The 3,187-nt window shown below is 72.0% G+C and carries 4 protein-coding genes; 1 reads left to right on the top strand and 3 read right to left on the bottom strand.

Features of this window, described 5'->3' with window-relative positions:
- Positions 1 to 808 (bottom strand): septation protein SepH (gene sepH, locus H0488_RS20565; RefSeq protein ID WP_183101096.1); only part of this gene is annotated, 808 nt, incomplete at its 3' end.
- A gap of 195 nt (positions 809 to 1,003) precedes the next feature.
- Here sepH and H0488_RS20560 point away from each other — a divergent pair.
- Positions 1,004 to 1,564, top strand: coding sequence for a hypothetical protein (locus tag H0488_RS20560; RefSeq protein ID WP_183101095.1), 561 nt, complete (start codon positions 1,004 to 1,006; stop codon positions 1,562 to 1,564).
- 21 nt (positions 1,565 to 1,585) lie between these two features.
- Here the strand turns inward: H0488_RS20560 and H0488_RS20555 are convergent, their stop codons facing one another.
- Together H0488_RS20555 and H0488_RS20550 are read right to left on the bottom strand one after the other, a co-directional pair.
- A complete protein-coding gene (locus H0488_RS20555) occupies positions 1,586 to 1,978 on the bottom strand; it encodes a YchJ family protein (protein ID WP_183101094.1) in 393 nt (130 codons plus the stop codon).
- Between the two features lie 823 nt (positions 1,979 to 2,801).
- Positions 2,802 to 3,187 (bottom strand): HNH endonuclease signature motif containing protein (locus H0488_RS20550; protein ID WP_183101093.1); only part of this gene is annotated, 386 nt, incomplete at its 5' end.

The raw sequence follows: 3,187 nt of genomic DNA, 5'->3' as shown, positions 1-3,187 counted from the left end.
CCCCGCCGCCCCCCGCCTCGGCCGCAGCAGCCGCAGCGGCGGTGTCGGTCTCGCGGTCGGGCGCGTGGTCGGCCGAGGTGTCGCGCAGCGGGTCGTCGTACGTCGGGGGCGTGGTCTCGCCGCTCACCAGGTCGAGCGCGTCGTCTCCGAGCGGGAGCTCGTCGCTGGGCACCGCGGCCAGGCGGCGCTGGCGCACGTGCTGCAGGTCGTCGGGCCGCTCCTCGGCGACGATCTCGAGGTCGCCGACGAGCCACCGGGCGTCGTCGTTGTCGGCCACGACGTAGTTGCCCGGGGCGTCGAAGATGAAGCGGGCGGTGCCGGACCTCGGCGAGGTCTCGAACGCACCGGTGAGCTCCCAGCGGCCGTCGTCGCGGCGGCAGGCGTCCCAGGTGATCTGCTCGGACTTCGCCTGGTGCGTCGACAGATGGGCACTCACCGCGGCGCCGAGGGTGCGGGTGCCGGAGGCGTCACCTGCGGGACGGCGCAGCGACGACTTCTGAGCGCGCGCGGCGATGTGCTCACGCTCGGCGAGCACCGGAGCGACGAAGGGCATGATCGCCTCGACCGTCGTCTGAGCCGCCGCCGCCACCGCTTCGGGCGTCTCGCCGGCTCGGATCCGGATCTGGATCTCGCGGGGGCGCAGGGTGCTCGTCATCTGGATCTCCAACTGGCCGATGCGGGTGGTCTCGCCGCGGAGCGCGGCACGCAGGGCAGGGGTGATCTCGAGGCTGAACTCCTCGCCCTGCCGACCCACCAGGAGGAGGCGCCGGCCGTCGGCGCTGACTCCTGCGAGGTCAAGTTGCGCCATGCTCCGTCCTTCCGAGCCCGTTGCCGGGCCCGCCGTGCTCCTGGGTGGATGTGTTCCGGTGGGGCGAGACTACGCCCGGCGACCCCCCGGATCCGGTTGCGTCATCGGCGTGTGGCGATGTGTCGACATTTCTGTCCGGTCCCCTGACGATGGGCTGCAGGGGAGTGGCAATCGAGTGCGACCGATGGAGGAACGATGAAGGCAGGTCGAGGCGGCCGCGCAGCCGCCGTACTCGCGTTGGTGGCGGCGCTGGTCGCGAGCCTTCCCGCGTCGCCGGGGGCGGCTCGCGGCGCCGGCGACGCGCCGACCCTGAGGGACGAGGTGAGGGTGGTCTACGACGGCTTCGGGGTCCGGGTCTGGCGCCACTCCGGGCAGATCGATCGGCTGTCGGACACCCCGCGGGCGTTCCGGCTGCTCGTGCGCGCGCAGCTGGACTACATGTGGGTGGCGTACAACGACAGTGCTCCGGCGTGCGAGCAGGCCCCCTTGGTGACCGTGAAGGAGGTCCGCCGCCGGGTCGCCTACATCTCCAACCAGGGGACGTTCCCCGGTGGTCCTGGCGACGCGCCCGACTCCTGCGCGACGGGCGGCGCGTTCCACTTTTACGTGAAGCGCGACGGCGACTGGATCGCACCGCGGGCGCTCGGCGGGCAGGACCTGTTCCACTGCAGGACCCTGCGTCGGTGGTCCATCCCTCGGATGGTCGGTGCCCGCCAGTGCTGGAACGGCGAAGAGGTCGTCCGCTGGGACCCGTGAGCCCGGTCGCGGCCGGTTCGGCTACGACTCCCTGACCCGTCCGCGGACGTAGCGCCACTCGCCGTCCTGCCGCCGGAACCTGCTCACTTCGTGGAGCACGCCGGGCTCTCCGCCTCGCCGGTGGTGGGCCCGGAACTCCACGACGCCGTTCGCGTCGCCGGGTCCGCCTGCCTCGGTCGCGAGGATCTCGAGCCCGACCCACGCGAGGTCCGGGTCGAAGTCGATCGACGGTGGGCGGGTGGCCGCGTGCCAGGAGCGGAGCAGGTAGGCCGCGTCGTGCAGCACGAACGCGCTGTATCGCGACCGCATCAGCTCCTCGGCCGTCACCGCTGCTCGGTCGCCCCGGTGGAGGGGTCCGCAGCAGTCGGCGTACGTCGCCGCCGATCCGCAGGGACAGGTCCGTCGCTTCGCCACGAGGTCATTCTCGGGGTGGCGCTCAACGGGACCGTGGCGGACACTCGATCCATGCTGCGCGTGGTCGTGATCATCGCGTACTGACTGCCGAGGCCTCCGCGGCGACACCTCGGCCCGGTGGTCGAGGAGGTCGCGCAGCGACCGTCACGAGACCCCCGGACGTGCCTGTGGCCCCGCCGGTGGCGAGGTCCGGGGGCAGAGGGGCGTGCGGGTGCCTTGGTTTCGAGGCTCGCTGCGCTCGCACCTCAACCAGCGGCGGGCGCGCGCCGTCGGTGGTCGAGGAGGTCGCGCAGCGACCGTCACGAGACCCCATGCCCCGGTGGTCGAGGAGGTCGCGCAGCGACCGTCACGAGACCCCATGCCCGCAGCGTTCGGGTGTCGTTGGTCGCGGTGGCTAGAACGGACAACACGGCTGCGCGCCGTCGTGGGTTGCGGTGCTTGGGCGCGCTGGGCGGCCGGGTTGAAGGAGGCCTGAGGTACTCGCTGTGGTTGCGGCGGAGAGTTGACGCCGGTAGGTACGTCGCGGTGGTCGACGCCTTGGTTTCGAGGCTCGCTGCGCTCGCACCTCAACCAGCGGCGGGCGCGCGCCGTCGGTGGTCGAGGAGGTCGCGCAGCGACCGTCACGAGACCCCTGCCTCGGTGGTCGAGGAGGTCGCGCAGCGACCGTCACGAGACCCCTGGTCTCCTGGTGGTCGAGGAGGTCGCGCGGCGACCGTCACGAGACCCCTGTCTCCTGGTGGTCGAGGAGGTCGCGCAGCGACCGTCACGAGACCCCGGGGCATGCCTGTGGCCCCGCCTATGGCGGGGTCCAGGGGTGTGGTGGTCAGATTTCTGGTTCGGTCCGGCCGGGGTCGGCCCAGTCGGGTGGGTCGGGGTCGGGGTCGACTGGTCGGGGTGGGTCGAGGTTCCGGGTGCCGGTGTGGTCGACCAGCCAGTGCTGCCCGTGCGGTGAGGACCACAGATAGGTCCCGGGCTGGACGATGACGTAGCGCCAGTAGCCGAAGGTCTTCGCACGATGATGTCGCCGACACAAAGGCACCAGGTTGCACGGGCAGGTAGAGCCGCCTGCGGCGTGCGGGTGGGCGTGGTCGAGGTCGCAGCGTTCGGTACGGCGGTTGCAGTGCGGGGCACGACAGGTGTGGTCGCGCAGCTCGACGCGGCGCCGGAGCCGGTCGGGGATCTCGTAGGAGTCGACCGGGACATGGTCCT

The organism is Nocardioides pelophilus, from assembly GCF_014180685.1.
GTDB lineage: Bacteria > Actinomycetota > Actinomycetes > Propionibacteriales > Nocardioidaceae > Nocardioides > Nocardioides pelophilus.
The sequence above is the reverse complement of the archived record's forward strand: the minus strand, read 5'-3'. Positions and strand labels throughout refer to the sequence as shown.